The organism is Leptogranulimonas caecicola (assembly GCF_023168405.1).
Taxonomy (GTDB): domain Bacteria; phylum Actinomycetota; class Coriobacteriia; order Coriobacteriales; family Atopobiaceae; genus Leptogranulimonas; species Leptogranulimonas caecicola.
This window is the reverse complement of the sequence record NZ_AP025285.1, coordinates 1,538,674-1,561,693: the sequence shown is the minus strand read 5'-3', so window position 1 is coordinate 1,561,693 and position 23,020 is coordinate 1,538,674. Positions and strand designations below refer to the sequence as shown.

Genomic DNA, 23,020 nt, shown 5'->3' with positions numbered 1-23,020 from the left:
TGCCAACCAGCATAGAATGGAAGACCATGGAGTCTTACAGCCTTCCAATCTAGGTAGATTGGCGCTGGGGTTTGTAAAACCCCAGCGCCAAATTGGTGTTTGTGGCAGAAGGACATCAAATTGTTGCTGCCATCCTGCACAGACTGGCAGCCTCCACTGCCAACTAGCACAGATTGCCAGCCGTTACCGAAGCAGGCATCCCCCAAGGATCGCCTGCGAGTTTCAGGAATAAAAATACATACTAAGCATCAACGCAAGCAATAAATAAACAGATATGAATATCAATAGTCATTTCTAGACTTCATATCTACTGCTATCGCAAACAACCTGGTAATAGGTTGCATAACAGCCTATTGATTTCTGAAAAATAGGCACCCTTTTACATACCTAAAAGTACATTGAAAATAGAATATAGGGGCGTATATTCACTAATACGTGATAAAGTGCGCCAACGCTCACTCGACTCGGTTTGGGGCATCTGTTCGAGAGGTGGGAGTCATGAAAGGCCACATATCTAAGAAACGCACCTTCGCCTTCCTGCTTTCGCTCTTACTGACAGTGCAGATGACGCTGCCAGCAGGTTGCCTGGAAGCCATTGCGCAATCCGTCGTGGGGGAGGGCATAGATTCTGAGCTAATCGCGGTTCAGGATGAGTCTGCGCTCGACCCACAGGTCTCAGACGATCAAGCGGCGCAACTTGACGGTTCGGCTGCCGAGAAGCCCGAATCCCCAGCTGCTGATCTCGAGGTGTCGAAGGAGGCACCTTCTCAAGCTGAGGGAGATCTCAAGCAAGAGGCTCCTCAACCGGGTGTTGAAGCTGCCTCACAGCCTGCGAAGGCAGCGGCTCGAGCAGCCGACACCACAGTGGGGAGCATGGTTATTTCCGGCGGCGTGGCCGGTACCGACTATACCGTCAGCGGCGCCACCGTTGTGGTCAACACCTCAACGCCGTTGACGTTCAAGGGCACCCTGACCAACAGTACGGTGCAGATTAAGCAGGGCGCATCGGCCAACATCACCCTTGCCGGTGTCACCATCACGTCCAACACCAACAGCTCGCCCATCAACCTCATGGGCAGCGGCACCACCCTCAAGCTCTTTTTGGCCGACGGCACTACCAACAATCTCCAGTGCACGGTGGCAGCCGCGGGCATACACTGCGGCAAAGATTCTACGCTTTACATTGATGACGCTGTAGCCAACTGGAGCGGCTCCATCCATGTGGAGGTGCTTAACGGTGTAGTGGACACTGCTGCTACCTTGGACAACGGCACAGCGGTTTCGAAGGGCGACCCGGTCACATGTCTCGCCTCCTCGAATCCCGGAAAACTTGTGGTGAAGGGCGGGCCTGATGCTTCCGGCATAGGATCTGGCCCCAACGAGATCGCCGGGCACATGTATTTCGATGGTGGCGACATTACCTCTTACGCATGGGGCGGCCATAGCAGCAATGGTGGTTACAGCAGCGGAAACAACAGTTCTGGGTCCGGTATCGGCGGAGGTGCCAAAGGCGGAGGCACCAGTATGTGGTTCAATGGTGCTCGGATCCACTCCTATGGCTCCTATCACGGTGCTGGTGTAGGCGGCGGATGGTCCGGCAGCAACGGTAGCGGCAACCAGACCGGATTCACTGCCACAGGCAACAACCTGTGCAGCAATATCTATATTAATGCCGGCTATCTCTATTCCGAGGGCTACGAGCATGGCAATGGATTCGGTGGCGGATGCGGTTCCCCTCCCACCAACCGCATCGTCCGAGTGACCGGAGGCACGCTTCATCCAGTGTCTAAAAGTTCCAGGAAAGATATCGGCGGAGAAGGCGCGTACACCATCGTCACCGGCGGTTCGGCCTTCGTCTCTTCAAAGGACAAGTTTCAGGGCATTGGAGATACTGCTTACAACACCCAGGGTGTGACTACGTGGGATGACGTCACGGCCCTTGGCGGCTTTTTGCCTGCCACCGACAAAGTCTTTATGCTCACGGTGGATCTTTCCACCTCCTCAGAGAAGCTCAGCAACGAGAAGCTAGAAGACTTCAAGCTGTTCATCGGCGGCGAGGATGCCCATTACGGAGCTCCCACCGAGTTTGAAAACGGTAAGCTCTATCTCTGGCTTCCCGAATGGGTAGCCAAGCCCAATGCAGAAAAAGAAGTACGTATCGAGATGTCTGTGCGGCAGGCCGACGGCACTGTGAAGAAAATCGACCCCCTCTTCATAGCCAAGCCCTCGGCTTCCGATGCTACTCAGACAGTGAAGCGCTACATCGAGTTCGACTTCCCTTCAGACTACGCCAAGACGTTGGAGAAGGACTATGATGGACTGCCCTTCCCAGCCCTCACCGTGGATGCCACGCATCCCATCAATATCGAGCGCACTGTAGGTAACAGCGTTGTCAAAGAGACGCTCAACCAGCCAGAAGAAGTCAAGTTCAAGTATCAGATGCTCGCTCAAAATGAGGCGGGTGAATGGGTGCCTACCGGCAGTGAGTCCGAAGAGGGCAGTGCCACGCTGCCTGCCGATACTGGCCGCTTCCAAGTGACCATGACTTCCTACCAGTACGCCAAAGACCCCAGCTACGCTGCCAGCTACTGGGGCCATCAGGCCAAGGGTGTGGCGACCATCAACGCCGTGCCCGCCGTCCTTACCATGGAAGCCGCCCCTGAGTGGGGTAATCTGGCCGACGACGGCACCTGGACCCCCATCACCCAGGAGAACGCCGACGCCGGTATGGCCGGCAACCGCCTGAAGCTCCAGTTCAACATTCGCAGCGCCAATACCACGGCTCTCACTTGCGCTGCACCCACCGGCTCCTTCCAGGTCTCTATTGACGGAAAAGAGGTGGGTAAGCCTATTGCGCTCACCAAAGAAGCGGTGGAGGCCTCCAAAGGCTCGACTATCGCCAACCCCGACCTCTCCGTGACCTCCACCACCGGCGGCACCGAGACCCGTCACGCCACACAGGTGACCTACTACTTCGATCCCACCAACAACGACGCTCTGCTCAAGGCTCTCGAAGACGCCTCCAAGGGCGGCGAGCACAAGGTGAACATCGAGTACAAGGCCGACAAGAACTACATCCAGGGCGTCGACAAAAACCCCGACAACGCCAAGGAAGACGACACCTTCATCGTGCCGGTGCCTCCCACCACCGACGTCAAGCCTGATCCCGACAAGGGCCCCAACGTCGACATCGAAGACGTCGATCCTGATCCCGACGATCCTGACAACCCCGACAACCCGGACAATCCCGATGACAAGGGCACCAAGGTGGTCCACAAATCGGTGACCTTGCGCTACAGCGAGTACTCGTCTAAGACCCTGGGCCTCACGTTCGAGTCCACCTCATCCATGCCTATGACCTGCAGCACCGCCAATGGCGCAGTGGCCGAGCTTGTGGCAGACAGCGAAGGCAATGTGCTCGACGCATCAGGCAAAGTGAACATCAAGGTCAACAGCTGCGGCACCACCCGCATCGTTATGGAGCAGGCGCCCAATGCGCTCTACACCGGCACCAAGGTCATCTTGGACGTCCGTGTCATCCCTGACGAGTCCTTAAAGCCCCAGGTGCAAATTCGCCTGGTCACCAACAACCTCACCCATCCTGGCGAGCCTGCGCGTCCCGGCGACGAGATCGAGTATCTGGTCACCGGTCTCAACCTGGTCAAAGGTTCTGCCTGGCAAACCGCCAAGCTCTTGGACACCATGGATCCTCGCTTGGAGCTGATCGAAGACAGCGTGAGCATTACCGACAATTACGCTACTCCCGACGTCTCCACTCGTCTGGGCACCGATGAGTTCTATGCAGCTGCTGCCAATGCGGGCTTCAAATGGAGCGATTTCGATTGGGATGCGCTGGCGGCAGAGGAAGGCTCAGGAGACGGCCAGTACATCTTCGACAAGGCAGCCTCCAAGGTCACCAGTTCCGTGGGCACCGTGTACGGTGGCCAGTCGGTAACCATGCGCTTCAAAGCCAAGCTGGCGTCCGGCACCGCCAACCGTCCGCAAAACCCCGACGATCCCAAGGATATCGAACCTGGTCCTGGTGGCGAGGGCACCTACGGCGTCAAAGAGAATCCAGCCCCTGGTGAGACTCCCAAAGATCCCACACCTCTCGACCCCAAGGATCCCAAAGACATCTTGGTCATAGGCGACGGCGCAGAGGGAGACCCTGACAACCCAGACGATCCCGATGACCCCAACAATCCCGATAACCCCAGCTATGATCCCAATCCCACAGATCCCGGCGTCGTCCCGCCGCTGCCCATCATCCCCAAGGATCCTGTGATGGACCCCGATCCTGACGATCCCGATGCCAAGCCTGACGTCACGGTGGAAAAGACTGCTGAGAACCTCACCCATCCTGAGGCCAAGCATGCCATGGTGGGGGACGAGATCGCCTACGCCATCACCCTGAGCAACCGGGGCAAAGACACCGCCTGGTATTCGCCGGCCATCTGCGACCCTCTGCCTCAAGGCTTGGAGCTCATTCCCGGCACCCTCAAGCTCACGGGCGTCGACGGCGCCACCCAAGAGGTGAGCGACAGCGTCTACAGCGAGAAGTCGCGCGTCATCGCCCTCTACGTGGACGACCTTTACGGCGGCGAGCAGGTGACCTTGACCTTCAAGTGCCGGGTAACCCCTGACGCCCAAGGCACCCAGGGCACCAATGTGGCCTATAGCACCGGCCAAACCCCCAGCGACCGTTGGAAAGAGGAGCATCCAGATCCGGATCCCGACAACCCGGATAACCCTGACAACCCTGACAATCCCGACAACCCGGATAACCCTGACAACCCTGATAATCCTGACAATCCGGATAACCCAGACAACCCGGACAATCCCGACAACCCGGACAATCCCGACAATCCCAAGCCTAGGCCTAAGCCCGGCGACCCCTTCGTGCCAGACCCCAAGCCCGGCGACGACCCCACAGATCCTGATTACGATCCTTGGAAGGACACCGATTGGGACAACTTCCCTGATGGCGGCACTCCCGCGCCCAAGCCTTCGGACCCCGCGCCTACGGGCACTGAGTCGGGCATCATTCCTGCCGACCCTGCCGATGAAGGTCTCGCCATGGACCTTACCGGAGAGAACCTCACTCGCGATATCTCCCATACCATGGTGGGCGACACCATTCGCTACACCGCCACCTTCACCAATACCCAGGATCACACACAGCTCTATGACACGGTGCTGCGCAACCTGGTGCCCGAAGGGCTCGAGGTGGTTCCCGGCTCCATCCATGTAGAGGTTCCCAATATCCAGACGCCCTCAACCTTCCGTCTGCGCCTGGCAGCTCCCATGAGCGGCGTCGAGACCTTCTCGGCAGCAGAGGAAGACCAAGTCCAGGCATTGCGCCAGGCTCCTTTGGCTCTGGCTGCAGAAGATGAGGCTGCCTCTCTGGACGTCCAAGATGCCGAGAATTCCCAGCCCTCGCAGGACGACTACCTCACCTTCCCTGTGGCCGATGAGGCATATAACGCCACGAGCCGCACCATCGGCGTGCATTCAGGCCATATGCCCGCGGGGACCTCGGTGCGCCTGGTCTACGACGCTACGGTTGGCCCCAAGGCGGCCGGCAAGACCATCGTCGACCATGCTTGGGGCCATGGCTACAAGCCCAGTGCCTACGACGTGGACGGCGAGCAGCCCACCATCGGCAAGAGCTTCGCGCCTGCGGGTGGCCTGGAGGCCTTCCTGGCCAGCGAAGGCCTGGCTACCCTCCCGGCGCGCCACGAGATCCCTGTGAGCGAGATCGTCGATCCTGAAGATGGCGAGGTCCAGCTGGTGAAGACTGCGCAAAACCTCACTACTTCCTCGGGGGAGACCTATGTGGGCGACAGGATCCTCTACACGCTCACGCTTGTCAATGGCACTGCCGGCTCCATGGTCTTCGACTCCATCATCGAGGACACGCTGCCCGCAGGGCTTACCCTCGACGAGTCCACCGTCTCCTTGAAGACTGCCGCCGGACGCACAGTGAGTTGCAGCAATGTCTATGACGCGGCAAGCCGCCGCCTCTCTGTGGCAGCCGGCGACATCGCCGGCGGCGCCTCTGCCGTGCTCACCTTCGAGGCGACGGTCAACGAGCAGGCGCTCTCCGGCGATGTGGGCAACGTGGCCCGTGCCTTCGGCACCAAGCCCTCGCAGCTTCCTGACGAGGGACATACCCCTCTGACGCCTGGCACGCGCTATGACCCGCCCCAGGGCTGGGACTCGTTCCTGGCTCAACAGGACGGCCTCCTCTCCGTCTCCAGCGGCGAGCCTGTCTATCCGTCGCCTGAGGCGGGAGTGGCCAACCGTACCAAGGTGACGGTGCTGCCCGCGCGCGGGAGCCGCATCATGCCCAAGACCGGCGATGTCGCGACACTGGCGCCGCTGATGTCGCTCTTGGGGGGCGCCTCTGTCGCCCTTACCGCAGCCGTGCGCCGCAAGCGCTTCTAGCATTCAGGAAGTAAAGCGCCAAGGCCGCAAGCGCGACCGATAGTCTCGCAAAGTCCAGCATCCCTCATCAGGGGTGCTGGACTTTTTTGGAATCGTGAATGAGGTTGCCCAATAACCCTTTATGCATGCACTATATATAAATATAAAATATAGATATACAAAAATATAAAACTATAGCAATTAACCTCGGCAACCAGTGGCATAAATTAGTGGATTCTGTGACGTGAAAATATGGGTTATCAGAGTATACTCAGAGATAACTCTACTTTTGGACCCCCTAGGCGATCAGGGTGCAAGACCTGTCGTCGCCCTCTGAGCCCTACGTTTCTTATGAGAGGCAGAAGTATGAACGTATCAATGATCAAGAAACGCATTTTTGCCTTCGCGCTCACATTCCTGCTGGCTACTCAGATGTTCGCTCCGGGTGCCGCAATGCAGGTGCTGGCCGATGAGCTAGGGGCGCCCTCTTTGGACTCTGTTGCTTTGGCCACCTCGGAGTCTGAGGCAGCCCTCTTGGCCCCAGAGGCATCGGCAGACCCCGCACCTTCTGAGGAAGCCGCTCCAGAGGAGAGCCAACCAGAGGCCCCAGACGCCCTCCCTGCCGAGAAGGACGCGCCCTCCTCGCAAGAGGCAGCTCCTGTTGCTGCGGTGAGCGTGGAGCTAGTGACGCCTTCTGTGAACGACACTGCCGATGTAGTGCTCAAGAAGGCCGCTGCAGCTGCGGGTGTGGAGACCGACTACGGTGGGCTCACCGTCTCTGGTGGCACGGCTGGCACCGACTATGCGTTGGAGACCGTTGCTTATACTCGCATTGGTCGCGGCAGCAACGAGGATTTGCAATACCAAGACGGCCGTCGCTTTCCTACGGGGAGCACCAACACCCAAAACATATCCATGCTGGTGATCAAGCAAAACGGCACCTATACCATCCGTAATACCGCCGGCGCCGGCACTGCCGTGTCCACAGGTATCCGAGTGGCCCCTGGCGTCCATGCCAACATCGTCTTCGCTGGCGTGAACATCAAAAGCAAGTTCCCCATGGACATCGCAACCAACTCCCATGTTTCTGGCAACGGCACCTCTGAGGTGTCAGAGGCAGATGTGGCCAACAAAACCACTGTGCATATCACTCTTGCGGATGGTACTGCCAACACTCTTTACAACAGCAACTTCGCCACGAAAGACACGGGCAGCAACGATACCTCGGCTGCACAATTTCCCGGCCTTCGCTGCGGCGAGGGCTCGGTCCTGGTGATCGACGACGCGGTGACCAATGTGGACACCTCCGGAAACCCCATCACTCCCGAGCAGGGCATGATTCCTGCGGGAGTCAGCTATGTCTCCAAAGAAGGCACAGTGAAGACCTCGACGGGGAAGGGCTCCGACCTGGCTTCCAGCCTCTCTAACCTCGAGAGCGCCAACCCTGGTTCTCTGGCGGTCTACAGCGGCGTCCGCTCTGCTGCCATTGGCGGCGGTCCCATCGAGAATTCTGGCGACATGACCTTCAATGGCGGCAACATCCGAGCCTATGCCCAAGACCCCGGCGCCATTGGCGGCAACCCCAGCGGCAACGGCTCTGGGTGCGGCATCGGCGGCGGCCATGCAGGCGGCGGTACCGCTACCACCTTCAATGGCGGCACTGTGGATGCCAGCGCCTCCTACCACGGCGCTGCCATCGGCGGCGGCTGCACCTATACCGGCGGCATGTCACGCCACACTACCACCTATCCTTTGCGGGATGCCCTCATCTCTCGCACTGCAAATCACACCATTGCGGGCGACATCACCATCAACGGCGGCTATATCAAGGCCCAAGGCTACTTTCACTCCAACGCCTTTGGCCAAGGTTGCGGTGGCACCAACACGGGCCATACCATCCTTATTACAGGCGGTACTCTGGAGCCTGGTTTTGGCGGCAACCCTTCATTTTTGGAGATTGGCGGAAATCAGGGCTATGTAGTCATCACCGGCGGTTCGGTGAAATGCACTCCCGGCCGTTTCCAGGGCAACGACAACGATGGCTTGGCCTACGGCGACCTGGAGCACAAGACCAAGGTGTCCATGATGACGGTGAACGTGGCGCCTAAGATCGAGTCGATGGCCAGCGAGGCTGGAGTGACCCCCAATCTCAATGCCCATCTTGAGTCGTGGGAGCTCTTGCTTGACAAGTTCCCCACTACCCCGCCTTATGGAGCCCCGGCATCTTTCCTTCAGGGCAAGCTCTATCTATGGCTGCCGGCCGGCACGAACCGAGATCATCAGATCGATGCTAATTTCCACTATTATGTGGGCGACAAGCTCCTCTCCTCTAACACCACGTTGCCTTCCGGTTCTTCAGGCTCCGGCGACACTGTGGCCAAGGAATGGGAGCACTTCACGCTGGACGAGACGTTCATCAAGCAAAACTGGAGCAAGTACTACGACGGCGAAGCGCTGACCCCTGTGGACGTGCAAGCCAATCCTATCAGGGTGGAGAATCCTGCCGGCGGAAGCCTCAACGACAACGGGGCCATCAAGTACAACTTCCAACAGGTGAACGAGGACGGCGAGGCTTTGAGTGCTGCGGTAACCGGCAGCCATACCCCGTCTGACGCCGGCCTCTACGAGATCGAGGTGCGCTCCGATCAATATCACAACAACACGACATTCGCCCAAACCTATTGGGGGCATAGCGCCACAGGACAAGCCGTCATCTACCCCGTATGCTCGGCTACTACTGCTGAGGTAAAGCAAGGCGTCACACTCACGTACACCGACCAAGACGGCAATCAGCAGAGCAAGACTTACACCGCCCCCACCTGGGCGCAGGACGACAATGCGGGCAATTTCAACGCCGCTACCAACAATCACTTGGTAGTGCCGGTGGATATTACCAGCGGACTGCTGCCAGATGGCTCCGGCGCCATGAGCTCTGCCAAGTGCAAGGCTCCCACCGGCCGCCTGCAGCTTTATATCGATGGGCGCAAGGTAAGCGAAGCCCACGGCGGCGTCATAGAGCTCACCCGCCAAGACATGGAAGATGCCAAGACCGCCAACCAGTGGATCGAGAAGGACGACGCGGGCCGCGAGCATTCCATGGCGTACTTCAACCTCACCCGCTCGCAGCTAGAGGCTTTTGGCCTTGCCGATAAAAGCGGCCAAGGCAACGAGCATACCGTGTTGGTGGAGTATACCAGCGCCAAGGAGGGCGCCGCGCCACGCGACACCCAGGAAGACGAGCCTGCAGGTCCAAGCGACCTCAAGAAAGACGGCCCAGGCGAGCCCTTTACGCCTGCTCACAACGATTCAGCCTATGTGAACTACTACGAATCCGACACCGGCGAGTCTGTGGTTCAAATCGACCTTGCGGTCCCTGACTTCAAGCTCTTCAACGAGGATGGCACCGGCTACGTGCCCAATGGCGAGGGCTTGGAAGACAGCCAGCAAACAGCCAACGATGCCAAGCTCAAGCTCGACGAGACCCACGAACGCGATCGTGCGCTTGCGGAAGGGGAGGACGAGTCAAAGCGCAACATTCGCGACGACATCGAGGTCAAGAGCTTCCGCGACGAGGTAGACGATGACGGCAATGTCACCGTCCACCACGACGATTGGTTCCCGCTCTATGTGCAAACAAACTCCATCGGCGACATCGAGTTCACCAGCTCCAATCCCACGGTGATTTCCATTGAGCCCAACGGCTACACCACCGACCGCACCTATGTGGAGAACAAGACAGACTACGGTGTGGCGGCCAAGGCCAAGGTTCTCTCGGCAGGCAAAACCACCATCACTGCCACGCTCAAGGGCACTGGCGCGTTCTCGGGCGCCACCAAGTCCTTCGACGTTTATGTATTCCCCGACCTCGCAAAGAAGCCCGAGCTTTCCATTACGCAAACCACCTATGACACCACCCGAGAAGACGGCACCATCCGCCCCGGCGATGTGCTGCGCACGGTGGTCAAGGTCACCAATACCACGCCAGACTCTGCATGCATCGACCCGGTGGTCACCATCTCGGTGCCTGCTGACGCCATCTTCAAGAAGCTGGTGGCCGTCGATCCTCTGGGCAACGAAATCGACCTCACCGACCAAGTGAAAGACAAGATCAAAGACGGCGTGGTCACCGTAGACTCGCTCACCACCATCTTTGGTGAGGAGACCTATACCCTGAAGATGGATGTGGAGGTAAAGACCAGCGTCGTCGACTCTGCCAACCCCGACCGCACGCCGCAGCTTACCAGCGAGTCTTCTGCCAAGGGCATCTACGGCGTGAACAAGGACCAGTTCGACTGGGACAACCGCCTCGACAAAGACGGCAACCCGGTAGATAAGGTCACCGCCGCCGCAGATCCCACCACTCCCGATCCCAATCCTGCAGATCCTAAAGACCCGGTCAAGGAGGTGGAGGATATTCTCGGCGGCGATCTGATTGACCCCACGCCCGACCCGGACAACCCGCCCACAGACCCAGTGAAGCCCGGCGTGCCGGTGGACAAGGTCACGCCTGACTCTCCGCTGGACGATGCCAAGAAGCCGCTGCCCTCAGACCCTTCCAACCCTGATGCGGATCCCAAGCCTGACCCTGACAACCCCAGCCCTATCAAGCCGGGCGACCGCATCGTGAAGATCGGCGACACAGACGATCCCAAGACCCCAGAGGACATCGCCAAAGAGGTCGAGGAGCAGATCAAGAAGAAGCGCGAAGAGGATCCCGAGGCAGACCATGTGGACATCCCCGTGGTCATCGAGCGCGACGATCCTGACAATCCCGATGGCGATCCTGAGCGCATCGAGGTCATCGTCACTGTGCCCATCCCCAAGGACGACCCTTCGGACGACCCCGCCAAAGATCCCGACGACCGCGACGACCACGATCTCGTGGTAGTTCCCACCGATCCCGATCCCGACCAAGGCGATATCTCCATCACCAAGACCTGGTCCAATGCCACTCCGGGCGCCGAGAAGCGCGCCAACCAAGAGATCGTGCAGGTGGGCGACCAGCTGCTCTACACCATCACGCTCGCCAACAGCAAGGTGGGCTCGGCCTATTACGGCGCCAAGGTGGCAGACGAGCTGCCCGCCGGCATGGAATACATCCCCGGCTCCATCGAGGTCACCACCAACCTGGGCGCCAAGCTGACCCAGGATGACTTCACCGCAGACTACAATGCCGCCAGCCGCAAGCTCTATATCGCCGTAGGCCACATCTATGGCGGCGAGTCTGCCATCGCCACTTTCAAGGTGAAAGTCACTTCCGAGCGCCTCAACTACAACGAGCCTCAGACGTTGCCCAACGTGGCGCGCGCCTTTGGCACCAAGCCCACCGACACTGTCAAAGACCCCGAGCCCGATCCGGACGACCCAGACCATACCCCCGAACTTCCCAAAGAGATCAAGATTCCCGACGGCACCCCTGGTCCCTTTGGCGACGAGAACCCGCCTGCCGACGACCCGGCAGACAAAGACCGCGATCCCGAGAAGCCTGCCGACATCACCCTGGTGTACACCGTCAAGGTGAAGAAAGTAGCCGACGATGCCGAGAAGACCGCGGTCTCCCGCGACGAGCTTCTGGCTACCTTGAGGGATTTGGCCAAGGCTGACGGCCATGACCTGTCCGCTAAGCCCGATACCCTGCACTTCCATGCCAAGGAGTCCGAGCTCAAGCAGGCTGCCGCCGACGCGAGCGACCTGGCAGGCGAGGTCACAGGCGACGAATCCACCGCGCTCACTGCAACCGGCGAGTCTACCCTCACCACCACCTTTGTGCGGCCCAGCGGCGCCAAGGTCACCGCGGTGCTCCATCACATCGTGTGGGATGAGGAGGGCGGCGAGCCTGAGGACAAGCCGGATGCCTTCAGCGCCGACATCCAGGTTTCTGAGAACATCAGCAAGGGCACCATCACCCAAGAGCAGCTCTTCGAGCGTGCGCTCAATCTGGCCCAGTCCAAGGGCGGCCTCAACATCCCTGTGGGCATGAAGCGCCAAAACTTCAAGCTCATGCGCCAGAGCGCCGACGGCCAGTGGGTGGAGGTGGGCGCCGACGAGCCCATCGACCTGTCCCAGGTGGGCACCTACAAGTTCGAGGCCAACTATGAGCGCGAGGCCTCGGACGGCGTGCGCGCTATGGCAGGCCCCCTGTCGCTCACCTACGGACTCTTCAAGTCCGGTCCCCAGAGCGAGAGCGGCCCCGGCACCTCTGGCCCGGTGGCTCCCTCTGACCCCGATCCTGCCAAGGTGCAGGTCTCCAAAGAGTCTGCCAACACCACGCCCCATGAGGACGGCCAGGTGCATGTGGGCGACTTGCTGGCTTACGAGATCACCGTCACCAACGAGGACGACCCCTCCACCTGCTGCTATGACTTGGTCATCTCCGACGAGCTTCCTGAGGGCCTCGAGGTGGTCTCCGGTTCTCTCAAGATGATCCTGCCGGGCGGCGCCGAGAAGGAAGTGCAGGATACTGTCTACGACCCGTTCTCCCATTCGCTGTCGGTCTACGGCGGCTATCTCAAGGGAGGCGAGACCATCAAGCTGCGTTTCGACGCGCAGGTCACTGAGGAGGCCGAGGGCAAAGACATTGGCAACCATGCGGTGGCTTCCTATGTGAACCCCTCCGACTCCACCACGGCCACCATCTTTGGCACCGAGCCTCGCCCTGAGCCTGGAGAGCCTGCCAAGACCAGCGATTTCGCCAACTCGCTGTCTACCGATCCCACGCCGGCTGCCTATCCCAACGACGCCACCGGCCCGGTGCTTCCTGCAGAGGCTCCAGTGGATGCAGCCAATACGCTCAAGCCCGCACCAGCGCTCCTGCGGCGCATCCTTCCCAAGACCGGCGACAGTGCCTCTGCCGCCGGCTGGCTGGGGGCTCTGGCTGCTGCGGCGGTAGGCGCCACGGCGCTGGTGTGGCGCAAACGTCGCCACGAGGCCTAGGTTCTAGGTTGAGGCGGCACGGGTTTCTCGGCAACGGGAGCCGCTGGCGATGACGCCTTGAAGCCCTTTCGCGATGCCCTCCCTTCTCATCTTTTGGATGCAGAAGAGGGGGCATTGTTATTAGTACAAAGATAAATGACCGCTGATAAAAGGACATATTTGCGAGCGAAGAGAGGGACTTTGGGCATTTCATCGGAAATTTGGAGCAAATCAAGGATCGAGGGGGTAGCCCGCGGCTGCGGCCCGTCATAATGACCATAGATGTGTGGGTCGCCACAGGAAGGGGACCCTTGACGACACCTTGACCAATGGAGGTTAGACATGCTCGTCAACGCAAAGCAAATGCTCGACAATGCCGTGGCCGGTCACTATGCCGTAGGCGCTTTCAACACTAACGACCTTGAGTGGTGCCATGCCATCATGACGGCTGCCGAGGAGACCCAGTCCCCCCTCATCATTCAGTGCTCCATGAGCGCCGGCAAGTACCAGACCGGCTACAAGACCGTGTCTGCCTTGGTCCACGCCATGTATGACGCTCTCGACCTCACTGTGCCCGTGGCCCTGCACCTGGATCACGGCTCTTACGACGCCTGCCTGGAGTGCATCGACGCCGGCTTCACCTCCGTCATGTACGACGGCTCCCATGAGGAGAACTTCGACGTCAACATGAAGAACACTGCTGAGCTGGTGAAGATCTGCCACTCCAAGGGCATCTCCATCGAGGCTGAGGTGGGCTCCATCGGCGGCACCGAGGACGGCATCACCGGCACTGGCGAGTGCGCCGATCCTGCCGAGTGCAAGGCCATCGCAGAGCTGGGCGTCGATATGCTGGCCGCCGGCATCGGCAATATCCACGGCCTCTATCCTGCCAACTGGACCGGCCTGCAGTTCGACGTGCTCAAGGCCATCAAGGCCGAGGTGGGCGATCTGCCTCTGGTACTTCACGGCGGCACCGGCATCCCCGCCGACCAGATCGCCAAGGCCATCGACCTGGGCGTTGCCAAGATCAACGTCAATACTGAGCTCCAGGTAGTCTTTGCCGACGCCACCGAGGCCTACATCGCCGACGGCGGCCTCAAGAAGGAGAAGGGCTTCGACCCCCGCAAGCTCCTGAAGCCCGGCGCCGAGGCCATCAAGGCCAAGACCGCCGAGAAGATCCAGGAGTTTGGCTCTGCCAACAAGGGCTGGAACTAACCTCTCGCTCACGGCTTTGCTTGCTGCTTTTGCGCTGCTGGCGAGGCCCAAAAGGCATCGTATCGCCTTTCACTGACATATCAGGAAGGTGCAATCTCAAATCCCCTTCCTTCAATGCCGAGAAAAGGCCCCGCTCCGGTGGGGTCTTTTCTTTTTTCAGGGGACTTTTTGTTTACCCAGCTCAAGGGGGTTGTTTTTATCGGCAGGTCCCATTTGCGATGCAGTTTGGAACTGATTTTGCGCCGCTGGCCGCATTTAGGGTCTATGGAGGTGCTGCTCAGTTACGCTTATGAGCAGATAGGCCCTCTAGAATAGAGAATCCCATGGGATGACACCCGTCTCTTGGGAACACTCAAGCCCCATTCCCCGGCGGCGATTCTCTACTTCTGAGCCTCGCGTCTAGCCGGAACACTATATATGCAACCAAGAGAGGCGCCATGACGCTAAAAACCAAACTCTGTGGTCTCGCTGGAGCCACGTTGCTGGCACTGTCTTTGGGAGCTGTGGCTCCCGCTCCTGTCTATGCAGACACCGCTTCTGATTTGCAGGCCAAGCTCGATGCGGCCAACGCTCGCTTGGACGACCTCTACGATCAAGCCGGCTCGGTAAGCGAGCAGCTCAACGGCACCAAGGTCAAGCTGGCAGAGACCCAAGCCCAAATCGACGAGTCCAACCAAAAGATCAGCGATACCCAGGCAGACATCGAGGCCAAAACCGCCGAGCTGGCCGAGCGCCGCTCCAACCTTGGCCGCACCGTCGCCCTGGACTACAAAGCTGGCGGCCTTGACTTCCTCTCCATCATTCTCAACGCCAACAGCTTTGATGACTTTATTTCTCGCGTCTATTACGCCGACAAGGTCTCGCAACAGCAGGCAGACACCATTCAGCAGACCAAGGACTTGCAGACGTCGCTGGAGAACCAAAAGGTGACGCTGGAAGCCACCAAGACCCAGCTGGAGAACCAGAAGACCGAGCAAACCCAGCTATTGGCCGATCAGGAAAGCCAGCAAGCTTCTTTGAACTCTGCCGTCGCTGACGCGGAGGCCTATGTGAACGGCTTGGATGCCGACGTCAAGGCCAAGCTCGCAGAGGAGCAAGAAGCGGCCAGAGCCCAAGCCGAGCAAGAGGCTGCCTCTGCCCGCAACGAGGTGGCTGCCACGGTGAACAACGCCCTGAGCAATACCTCCAACAACGGTGGGGGAGCCTCTAGCAACGGCAGCAACAGTGGCGGTGCTTCCAACAATGGTGGCGGTGCTTCTAACAACGGCGGAGGCACGAGCGGTGGAAACTCCAGCGCTTCCGGCGGCGGCTCCTCCTCCGGCACCACTTCGCGCCCTCAGGGTAGCTCCTCTGCCCGCCAAGCCGTGCTGGACGCCGCTTATTCCATGATTGGTAGCCGTTATGCCTATGGTGCCTGCGATCCTGTGGGCCGCCGCTTTGACTGCTCTGGCTTTACCATGTACTGCTTTGCTCAGGCTGGCATCAGCCTGCCCCACTACTCCGAGAGCCAGGCAGACCGCACTCCCAAGAAGCCCGTGAGCCAGCTGCTTCCCGGCGACTTGGTGTGGCACAGCGGCCATGTGGGCATCTATGCCGGCAACAATATGATCATCGATGCCGGTAACGAGCGCGTAGGCGTTTCTTTGCGCCCGCTCTACGGTGGCCTTGGCCAGTGGCGCGGAGGTTGGCCTGCCTAAGGCTGTGTGCGGCGTGATTGCGCTTCACCGGAATGCCTGGCGACTCGTTTAACGTGCCTGGTTGGTATGGGATAGGAGTACCTCAGCTTGGCGGGTATGGGGTAGGATTGCCTCAGAAAACAATCTACGTTAGTTACATTTAGTGTAACCGATAAAGAAAAGCTACCTTAGCTACATATATGTAGCTAAGGTAGCTTATTTTTAGAGGGACGTAGCTAGTTGATCTGAGACCTGAAGTGCCTGACCTGAAGTGCCTGTTGCGCCTGTTCTTGCAGACAACAGCTTGCAGCAGCAAACCTGTAGCCAGCTTAGCGGCAGCTGGGAATCTCTTCCACAGGATTGCCGTTAGCGTCTACCAAAAGGTCTGCCAACGTCTTGGAGTCCAAGAAACGCGCAGTCACCTCTCCCAGCTCGCGCCAGAGGGGCAGGGTGGGGCATTCGTCGGCGCGGGGACAGAGCGTATCGGTGGTGCAATCCAGGCAGCTCACAGGTGTGAGGGGGCCATTCTCGGCAACGCGTAAAATAGCTCCAACGGTGTAGTGCTCCGGGGATTCGGCCAAGCGATAGCCGCCGCCCTTGCCGCGCTGGCTCTTCACATAGCCCGCTTTGATGAGCAGAGACATGACCTGCTCCAGGTACTTGCGGGAGATATTTTGGCGCTGGGCGATGTCACCCAGAGAGACCCAGCCGTCTCGGCGGCCAATGTCGAGCATGACGCGCAGGGCATAGCGGCCCTTGGTAGAAATGGCTCCGGTCATGCTAACGACCGTCCTGGGGGCTGGCTGCCGTTGCCGGGGCGGGGGAGTTAGCAGCAGCATCGTCGCCCTCGGTGGAGGAAGGCTCGGTGGCGCCGGAGAGCATCTCGTCCAAAGTGCGCCAGGCCAGCTCGGCGCATTTGACGCGGGCGGGCATATGGGAGATGGATTCCAGGCAGATGGCTTCGTCCAGCTCCTCGCGCTCGGCGTCGCTCAGAGTCTCGCCGCGCACCATGCGGCCAAAGAGGTTGCAAAGCTGTTTGGCTTCGGCAGGGGTGCGGCCAATGACCAGGTCGCTCATCATGTCGGCAGAGCCTTGGCTTACCGCGCAACCCACGCCGGTCCAGGAGGCGTCCTCGATGGCGCCGTCGTCTCCCAGCTTCACATGGAGGGTGAGGTCATCGCCGCAGCTGGGGTTGATGCCCTCATGGGAGCAGGTGGCGCCCTCCAGCTCGTAGTTGTAATCCGGATGGCTCACGTGCTCCAGCAGGGCGGGTGTGTAAAGATCAGCGGCTCCCATTGAAGATCCCCCAAACAAAGTCAAGGCCATCGACAAGGGCGTCGATGTCGGATTTATCGTTGTAGAATGCAACCGAAGCGCGGTTGGTGTTGTCCACTCCCAGGCGCAGCAGCAAAGGCTGGGCGCAGTGGTGGCCAGCGCGGATGCATACATGCTTGGTATCCAGCAGACTAGAGACATCATGCGGGTGGATGCCGTCCAGGTTGAACGCCACCACACCGTGGCGCTTGACCGGGTTGGTGGGGCCATAGATGGTGACGTAGGGCAGGCTGGCGAGCCGATTGTAGAGATAGGTGACCAGGGCCTGCTCGCGGGCCTGGATGGCGTCCATGCCCACGGCGTCCACATAGTCCAGGGCGACCCCTGTGGCGTGGATGCCGGCGGCGTCTTGGGTGCCGGCCTCGAACTTCTCGGGGACGGGGGCCCAGACGGCCTCGGTTTCGGTCACTGAGTCGATCATCTCGCCGCCGGTAAGGAAGGGCGGCATGGCTTCGAGCAGGTCCATCTTGGCCCAAAGCACGCCGATGCCCATGGGGCCAAAGACCTTGTGGGCCGAGAAGGCCAACACGTCGCAACCCAGCTCTTTGACGTCGATTCTCATGTGAGGCGCAGACTGGGCGGCGTCCACGATGCAGACGGCGCCCTGCTCATGGGCGCGCTCAGCGATCTTTTTCACTGGGTTCTCGATGCCTAGCACGTTGGAGACATGGGCCACCGAGACGATGCGGGCGCGGGGGCCGATCTTCTCGGCAATCTCTTGGTCGGATAGGTGCCCCTCCTGGTCGGGATACATGTAGACCAGCTTGGCGTGGGCTGCTCGGCAGATCTGCTGCCAGGGGATGAGGTTGGAGTGGTGCTCCATGACGGTGATGACCACCTCGTCGCCAGGGCGAAGCAGCAGGTCGCCCAAGGAGCGGGCTGTCAAGTTGAGCGACTCGGTGGTGTTGCGAGTGAAGATAATTTCTCGAGGGTCATCGGCGCCAATGAAGCGGGCCACCTTGGCGCGGGCGGCATCGATGGCTTCTGTGGCCTCGACTGACAGCTCGTAGAGGCCACGCAGCGGGTTGGCGTTGGTGCTCTCGTAGAACTTCTCCTGGGCTTCTAGGACGCAGGCAGGGCGTTGGGCGGTGGCTGCGGAGTCTAAGAAGAAGGTGCCGGGCTTTGCGGCAAAGAGCGGGAAGTCGGCCTTATAGGGGTTGATCTGGATGTTCGCCGCCTCTTCTGCCGATAAGTGCGGAGAGGCCGTAAGCTGGGCCGTCTCTGCCAAGTCACCCGGGCCGCGGGAGCCCACTGAAGAGTCGCAGGCGGTGGCATAGGTCAAGGCATCCTGCGCAGGGGCGGCGTTTTGGGTGCGGGGTCCCATCTGCGTAGAGGTAGGCTCCGCGGGGCTGGGAGCGGCCGGGGCCACTTGAGTGGAGTTGCTGGCAGCATCCGAGGAGGTGGCGGGGGCTTGGATAGAAGAGGAATCAGAAGTCATAGAGCGCCTCCTTAAAGGCAAGAGGGGAGAAGAGCGACCGTGGGGCGGCGTGGGCGCTTTGCGAGGAGCGCGAAGCCGAGCGCCTTAGAACTCGCGGGCAAGCTGAGCGGCCGCTCGGGCGTTTTCCGCCCCTTCGTCACCCAGGTTGTCCTGGGCCCATGCGATGACGGCCTCGGAGGCTTGGGGCGGCAGGGCGGCTGCAGCGGCGTCCACGATGGCCTCGGCCATAAGGTCGTTGGCATCTGCGGCGGACAAGCCGCGGCAGGCGAGGTAGAAGGCCTGTTCAGCCGAGAGCGAGCCAATGGTGGCGCCGTGGTTGCCAGCCACATCGTCCTCGGAGCACAGGATGGTGGGCAGCGTCTTGTTGACCACCTGGTCGCCGGCCAGCAGCACGGTCTCTGTCTCTGTGCCCTCGGCGCCCTTGCAGCCTCGGGAGAGGTCGATGGTGGCCCTCAGCGTTTTGTGGGCGTTGCCCAAAAGCACGCCGTTGGCGCCGATGAGCGTCGAGGTGCGACGCCCGTGATGGAGCACCTGGTACGCCATGTCCACCGTCTGGTTGGCGCGGCCCACATAGGAAAGGGTGGCGTTGAGAGAGGCGTTTTGACCCACCAGGTCCACAAACACGCCGGTAGCCGAAGACTGGCTGCCCAAGATGTAGTGATGGATGTCCAGCGTGGCGTCCTCGCCGAGAAGAGCCCCCACCCCGTCGATGTGCTGTTGGTTGTCTCCCTGGGCGATGAGCAGGTACACCGTGGCTTTGGCGCCAGGCTCTGCCACGATGCGAAGCGCTTGGCCGGAGGTGCCCTTGTCGGTTTCTTTGCCTAAGGCCAGCGCCACGATCTGGCAGGAGCTGTCCTCCTCCAAGACCACCGTGGTCTGGACGCGGTCGCCCTGGGCGGCTTCGCAAAGGATGGTGACCGGCTCATCCAGGGTCTCCCCGGCGCCCACGCGCACCACCTGGCGGGCGGTGGCGTCGCCGTCGATCCAGCCGGTGGCTTGGGTGCCCACGCCCAAAAGCAGGCCTTGGGCCTCAGGAGGCACTTGGGTGTCTGCCAGCTGGGCGAGCTGATGGCCGTCCATGGAGGCCAGGGCGTCAGAGAGAGGCACCTCCAGGGTGCCGGAGTTGATCTTGAGCCAGTTCCAGGTTTGGGCCGGGGCCGGATCCACCGAGGTAAGCTGGGCTACAGTTGCGTCTGCCATTAGCCGATGGCTCCTTCCATCTCAAGCTTGATGAGGTTGTTCATCTCGACGGCGTACTCCAGGGGGAGCTCTTTGGAGATGGGCTCGGCAAAGCCGTTCACCACCATGGTGCGGGCCTCGTCCTCAGGGATGCCGCGGCTCATGAGGTAGAGGATGGTGTCGTCGGAGATGCGGCCGATGGTGGCCTCGTGGCCCACCTGGGCCGAAGAGTTGCGCACGTCCATGGCCGGGATGGTGTCGGAGACCGAGCGGTCATCCAGCATGAGCGATTGGCAGGAGACCGAGGCTCGTGCGTCGTCTGCTCGAGGGGTCACTACTACCGAGCTGCGGAACGTAGAAACGCCGCCGCCCTTAGAGATGGACTTGGTAGAGACCGAGGCGCGTGTATGAGGCGCCGCCATGTGCACCTTGCAGCCGGTATCTAAGTCTTGGCCTGCGCCGGCAAAGGTGATGCCGGTGAACTCGCAGGAAGCGCGCTCTCCTACCAAAAGGCTGGAGGGGTAGAGGTAGCTCACGTGGCTGCCGAAGGAACCCGAAACCCACTCGATGGAGCCGTTGGCCTCAACCCGCGCACGCTTGGTGTTGAGGTTGTACATGTTCTTGGACCAGTTCTCGATGGTGGAGTAGCGCAGGTGCGCCCCTTCGCCCACAAAGAGTTCCACGCAGCCGGCGTGGAGGTTGGCCACGTTGTACTTAGGCGCCGAGCAGCCCTCAATAAAGTGCAGGTCTGCCCCGGGCTCCACGATGATCAGCGTGTGCTCGAACTGGCCCGCGCCAGCGGCATTCAAGCGGAAGTAGCTCTGGAGCGGGAAGCTCACCTCGACCCCGGCCGGCACATAGACAAAGGAGCCGCCGGACCACACCGCGCCATGGAGCGCGGCAAACTTGTGGTCGGTGGGCGGCACCAGCTTCATGAAGTGCTGGCGGATCATCTTTTCGTAGGGGCCGTGGAGGGCCTCCTCGATACCCGAGTAGACCACCCCCAGCTCTGCCACCTCTTCGCGCATGTTGTGGTAGACCAGCTCGGAGTCATATTGGGCGCCCACACCGGCCAAGCTGGTGCGCTCGGCCTCGGGAATGCCCAGGCGCTCGAAGGTGTCCTTGATGTCCTCGGGCACCTCGTCCCAGGAGTCTGCCTGTTTGGCGCCGCTGGTCACATAAGTGGAGATGTTCGCCATGTCCAGCCCGGCGATGGAGGGTCCCCAATTGGCGGGCATAGGAGTGCTCTCATAGATTTGCAGGGAGCGAAGGCGCAGGTCGAGCATCCACTGGGGCTCGTCCTTCTTGCGGCTGATCTCCTCCACGATCTGCGGCGAAAGGCCATCCGAGAAACGCTCGTAGCCCTCTTCGCTCTTCACAAAGTCGTAGAGGCTGCGATCCACATCGGCAACTTGGGACCGCGTGCGTTGCGCCCCCTCCGTCAACCTGGGATCTGCCTGAGTGATGTCTGCCATGGACTCTAGGCCTCCTCTTTGCCGGTGGTATGCGAAGGAGCCATCTCGTCCTTGCCGAGAAGGGCGGCCTTCTCGGCAGCTTGCTGTGCCTGAGCCTCATAGCCCTCGAAGCCGTGGGAATCGATGTAGGGGATGAGGTCGGCACCGCCGGTGGCGACGATGGTGCCGTCGACCATGACGTGGGTCTCGTCCACCTGGAGGCGCTCCAGGATGCGTGTGTTGTGGGTGATGACGATGAGGGAGCCGTCGCAGCTCTCGCGATAGGCCTGGATGCCGCGAGACACCACGCCCAGGGCGTCCACGTCCAGGCCGGAGTCGGTCTCGTCCAGGACGGCGAGCTTGGGCTGGAGCAGCAGCAACTGCAGCATCTCCACCTTTTTCTTCTCGCCGCCCGAGAAGCCCACCCCCAGCTCACGGGTGAGATAGGAGGGATCCATGTCCAGGGTCTGGGCGAGCTCGGTCACGCGCTTGCGGAACTGGCGCGCGGTCATCTTGAGCTCCGGGCGCTTTTGGCAGATGGTGCGCAGGAAGCTGTAGAGGGGCACGCCCGGGATCTCAACCGGGGCCTGGAAAGAGAGGAACAAGCCGGCAAGGGAACGTTTATCGGTAGGTTCGTCTGTAAGGTCTTGGCCATCGAAGGTGATGGTGCCCTGAGTGACCTGGTAGACCGGGTCGCCCATGATGACATGGCCCAAAGTGGACTTGCCTGCGCCGTTGGGGCCCATGAGCACGTGACATGTGCCGGGATCCACAGTGAGGTTCACTTGATGCAGGATGGGCTTCTCGTCCACAGAGGCCGAGAGGTTGGATACAGAGAGCAGCGGTTCTGCCATGAGTGCTCCTAGGGCTCGGGGCAACCGATATGGGCTGCCAAACAAGGGCGTTTCGCCGGCGTGCGATGAGGAGCGCCGGGGTGAGGTGGTGGGACTCGACGTGGTGTCCCAATGCCACCGGAATAAAATACCCCTTTTGGAGTAGGAATATATGAGAATCTGCGGGAATATGAGAATCTGCGGGAAACCTTATATCTGTCGTGAAACCTAGGAAGAGCTTGGTGAGATGAGCGGTGCCAAGCAGGCGGTGAGTCATTCTTGGGGGATCAATAGGGTGCTGCATCCCTCTGAAAAGTTACTACGTTAGTATCATCTGCTTAAGAGCGTAGCTAATGTAGCTATTTTTCTGAGGGCCTAAAACCCTTCGATTTAGGACCAATACAGAGATGCAGAGCCTTCGATTCCACACCATCCAAACCCTTTTAACCAACATCGCCTAAACACGTTCATGCAAGCTCTCGCCAAAACGCACGCGCCCTGTCAAATGGCTGATCAATCCACATTTTCCTATCTCGGCGCCCCGTCTGTCTC

Annotated in this window: 10 protein-coding genes; 4 read left to right on the top strand and 6 right to left on the bottom strand. The window is 60.2% G+C overall.

Annotated features, from left to right (window positions below):
* Window positions 1–498 precede the first annotated feature (498 nt).
* The 4 genes from OR601_RS06860 (at window position 499) to OR601_RS06845 (ending at window position 16,250) form a co-directional block, all read left to right on the top strand.
* On the top strand, window positions 499–6,447 hold the full coding sequence (locus OR601_RS06860) for an isopeptide-forming domain-containing fimbrial protein (RefSeq protein ID WP_265591477.1): 5,949 nt from the start codon (window positions 499–501) through the stop codon (window positions 6,445–6,447).
* Window positions 6,448–6,792: 345 nt separating this feature from the next.
* Entirely contained in the window at window positions 6,793–13,359 is a 6,567-nt protein-coding gene (locus OR601_RS06855; RefSeq protein WP_265591476.1) for an isopeptide-forming domain-containing fimbrial protein, read from the top strand.
* A 321-nt stretch (window positions 13,360–13,680) separates the two neighbouring features.
* Entirely contained in the window at window positions 13,681–14,553 is an 873-nt protein-coding gene (gene fba / locus OR601_RS06850) for a class II fructose-1,6-bisphosphate aldolase (protein ID WP_265591475.1), read from the top strand.
* A gap of 437 nt (window positions 14,554–14,990) precedes the next feature.
* Window positions 14,991–16,250 carry a C40 family peptidase gene (locus tag OR601_RS06845; RefSeq protein WP_265591474.1) on the top strand — a complete coding sequence of 420 codons (1,260 nt, stop codon included), beginning with the start codon at window positions 14,991–14,993 and terminating at the stop codon, window positions 16,248–16,250.
* A gap of 308 nt (window positions 16,251–16,558) precedes the next feature.
* Here the strand turns inward: OR601_RS06845 and OR601_RS06840 are convergent, their stop codons facing one another.
* The 6 genes from OR601_RS06840 to sufC all read right to left on the bottom strand — a co-directional run bounded on the left by OR601_RS06840 (window position 16,559) and on the right by sufC (window position 22,489).
* Entirely contained in the window at window positions 16,559–17,008 is a 450-nt protein-coding gene (locus tag OR601_RS06840) for an RrF2 family transcriptional regulator (RefSeq protein ID WP_136012067.1), read from the bottom strand.
* Window position 17,009: 1 nt separating this feature from the next.
* Window positions 17,010–17,525 carry a Fe-S cluster assembly sulfur transfer protein SufU gene (sufU, locus tag OR601_RS06835; RefSeq protein WP_265591473.1) on the bottom strand — a complete coding sequence of 172 codons (516 nt, stop codon included), beginning with the start codon at window positions 17,523–17,525 and terminating at the stop codon, window positions 17,010–17,012.
* Entirely contained in the window at window positions 17,512–19,002 is a 1,491-nt protein-coding gene (locus OR601_RS06830; protein WP_265591472.1) for an aminotransferase class V-fold PLP-dependent enzyme, read from the bottom strand. Before OR601_RS06830 ends, sufU begins: the two co-directional genes overlap by 14 nt.
* Window positions 19,003–19,086: 84 nt before the next feature.
* Window positions 19,087–20,202 carry a SufB/SufD family protein gene (locus OR601_RS06825; protein WP_265591471.1) on the bottom strand — a complete coding sequence of 372 codons (1,116 nt, stop codon included), beginning with the start codon at window positions 20,200–20,202 and terminating at the stop codon, window positions 19,087–19,089.
* On the bottom strand, window positions 20,202–21,656 hold the full coding sequence (gene sufB, locus OR601_RS06820) for a Fe-S cluster assembly protein SufB (RefSeq protein ID WP_265591470.1): 1,455 nt from the start codon (window positions 21,654–21,656) through the stop codon (window positions 20,202–20,204). Before sufB ends, OR601_RS06825 begins: the two co-directional genes overlap by 1 nt.
* A 5-nt stretch (window positions 21,657–21,661) precedes the next feature.
* Window positions 21,662–22,489, bottom strand: a complete 828-nt coding sequence (sufC, locus tag OR601_RS06815; protein ID WP_136012071.1) for a Fe-S cluster assembly ATPase SufC — start codon at window positions 22,487–22,489, stop codon at window positions 21,662–21,664.
* Window positions 22,490–23,020 lie beyond the last annotated feature (531 nt).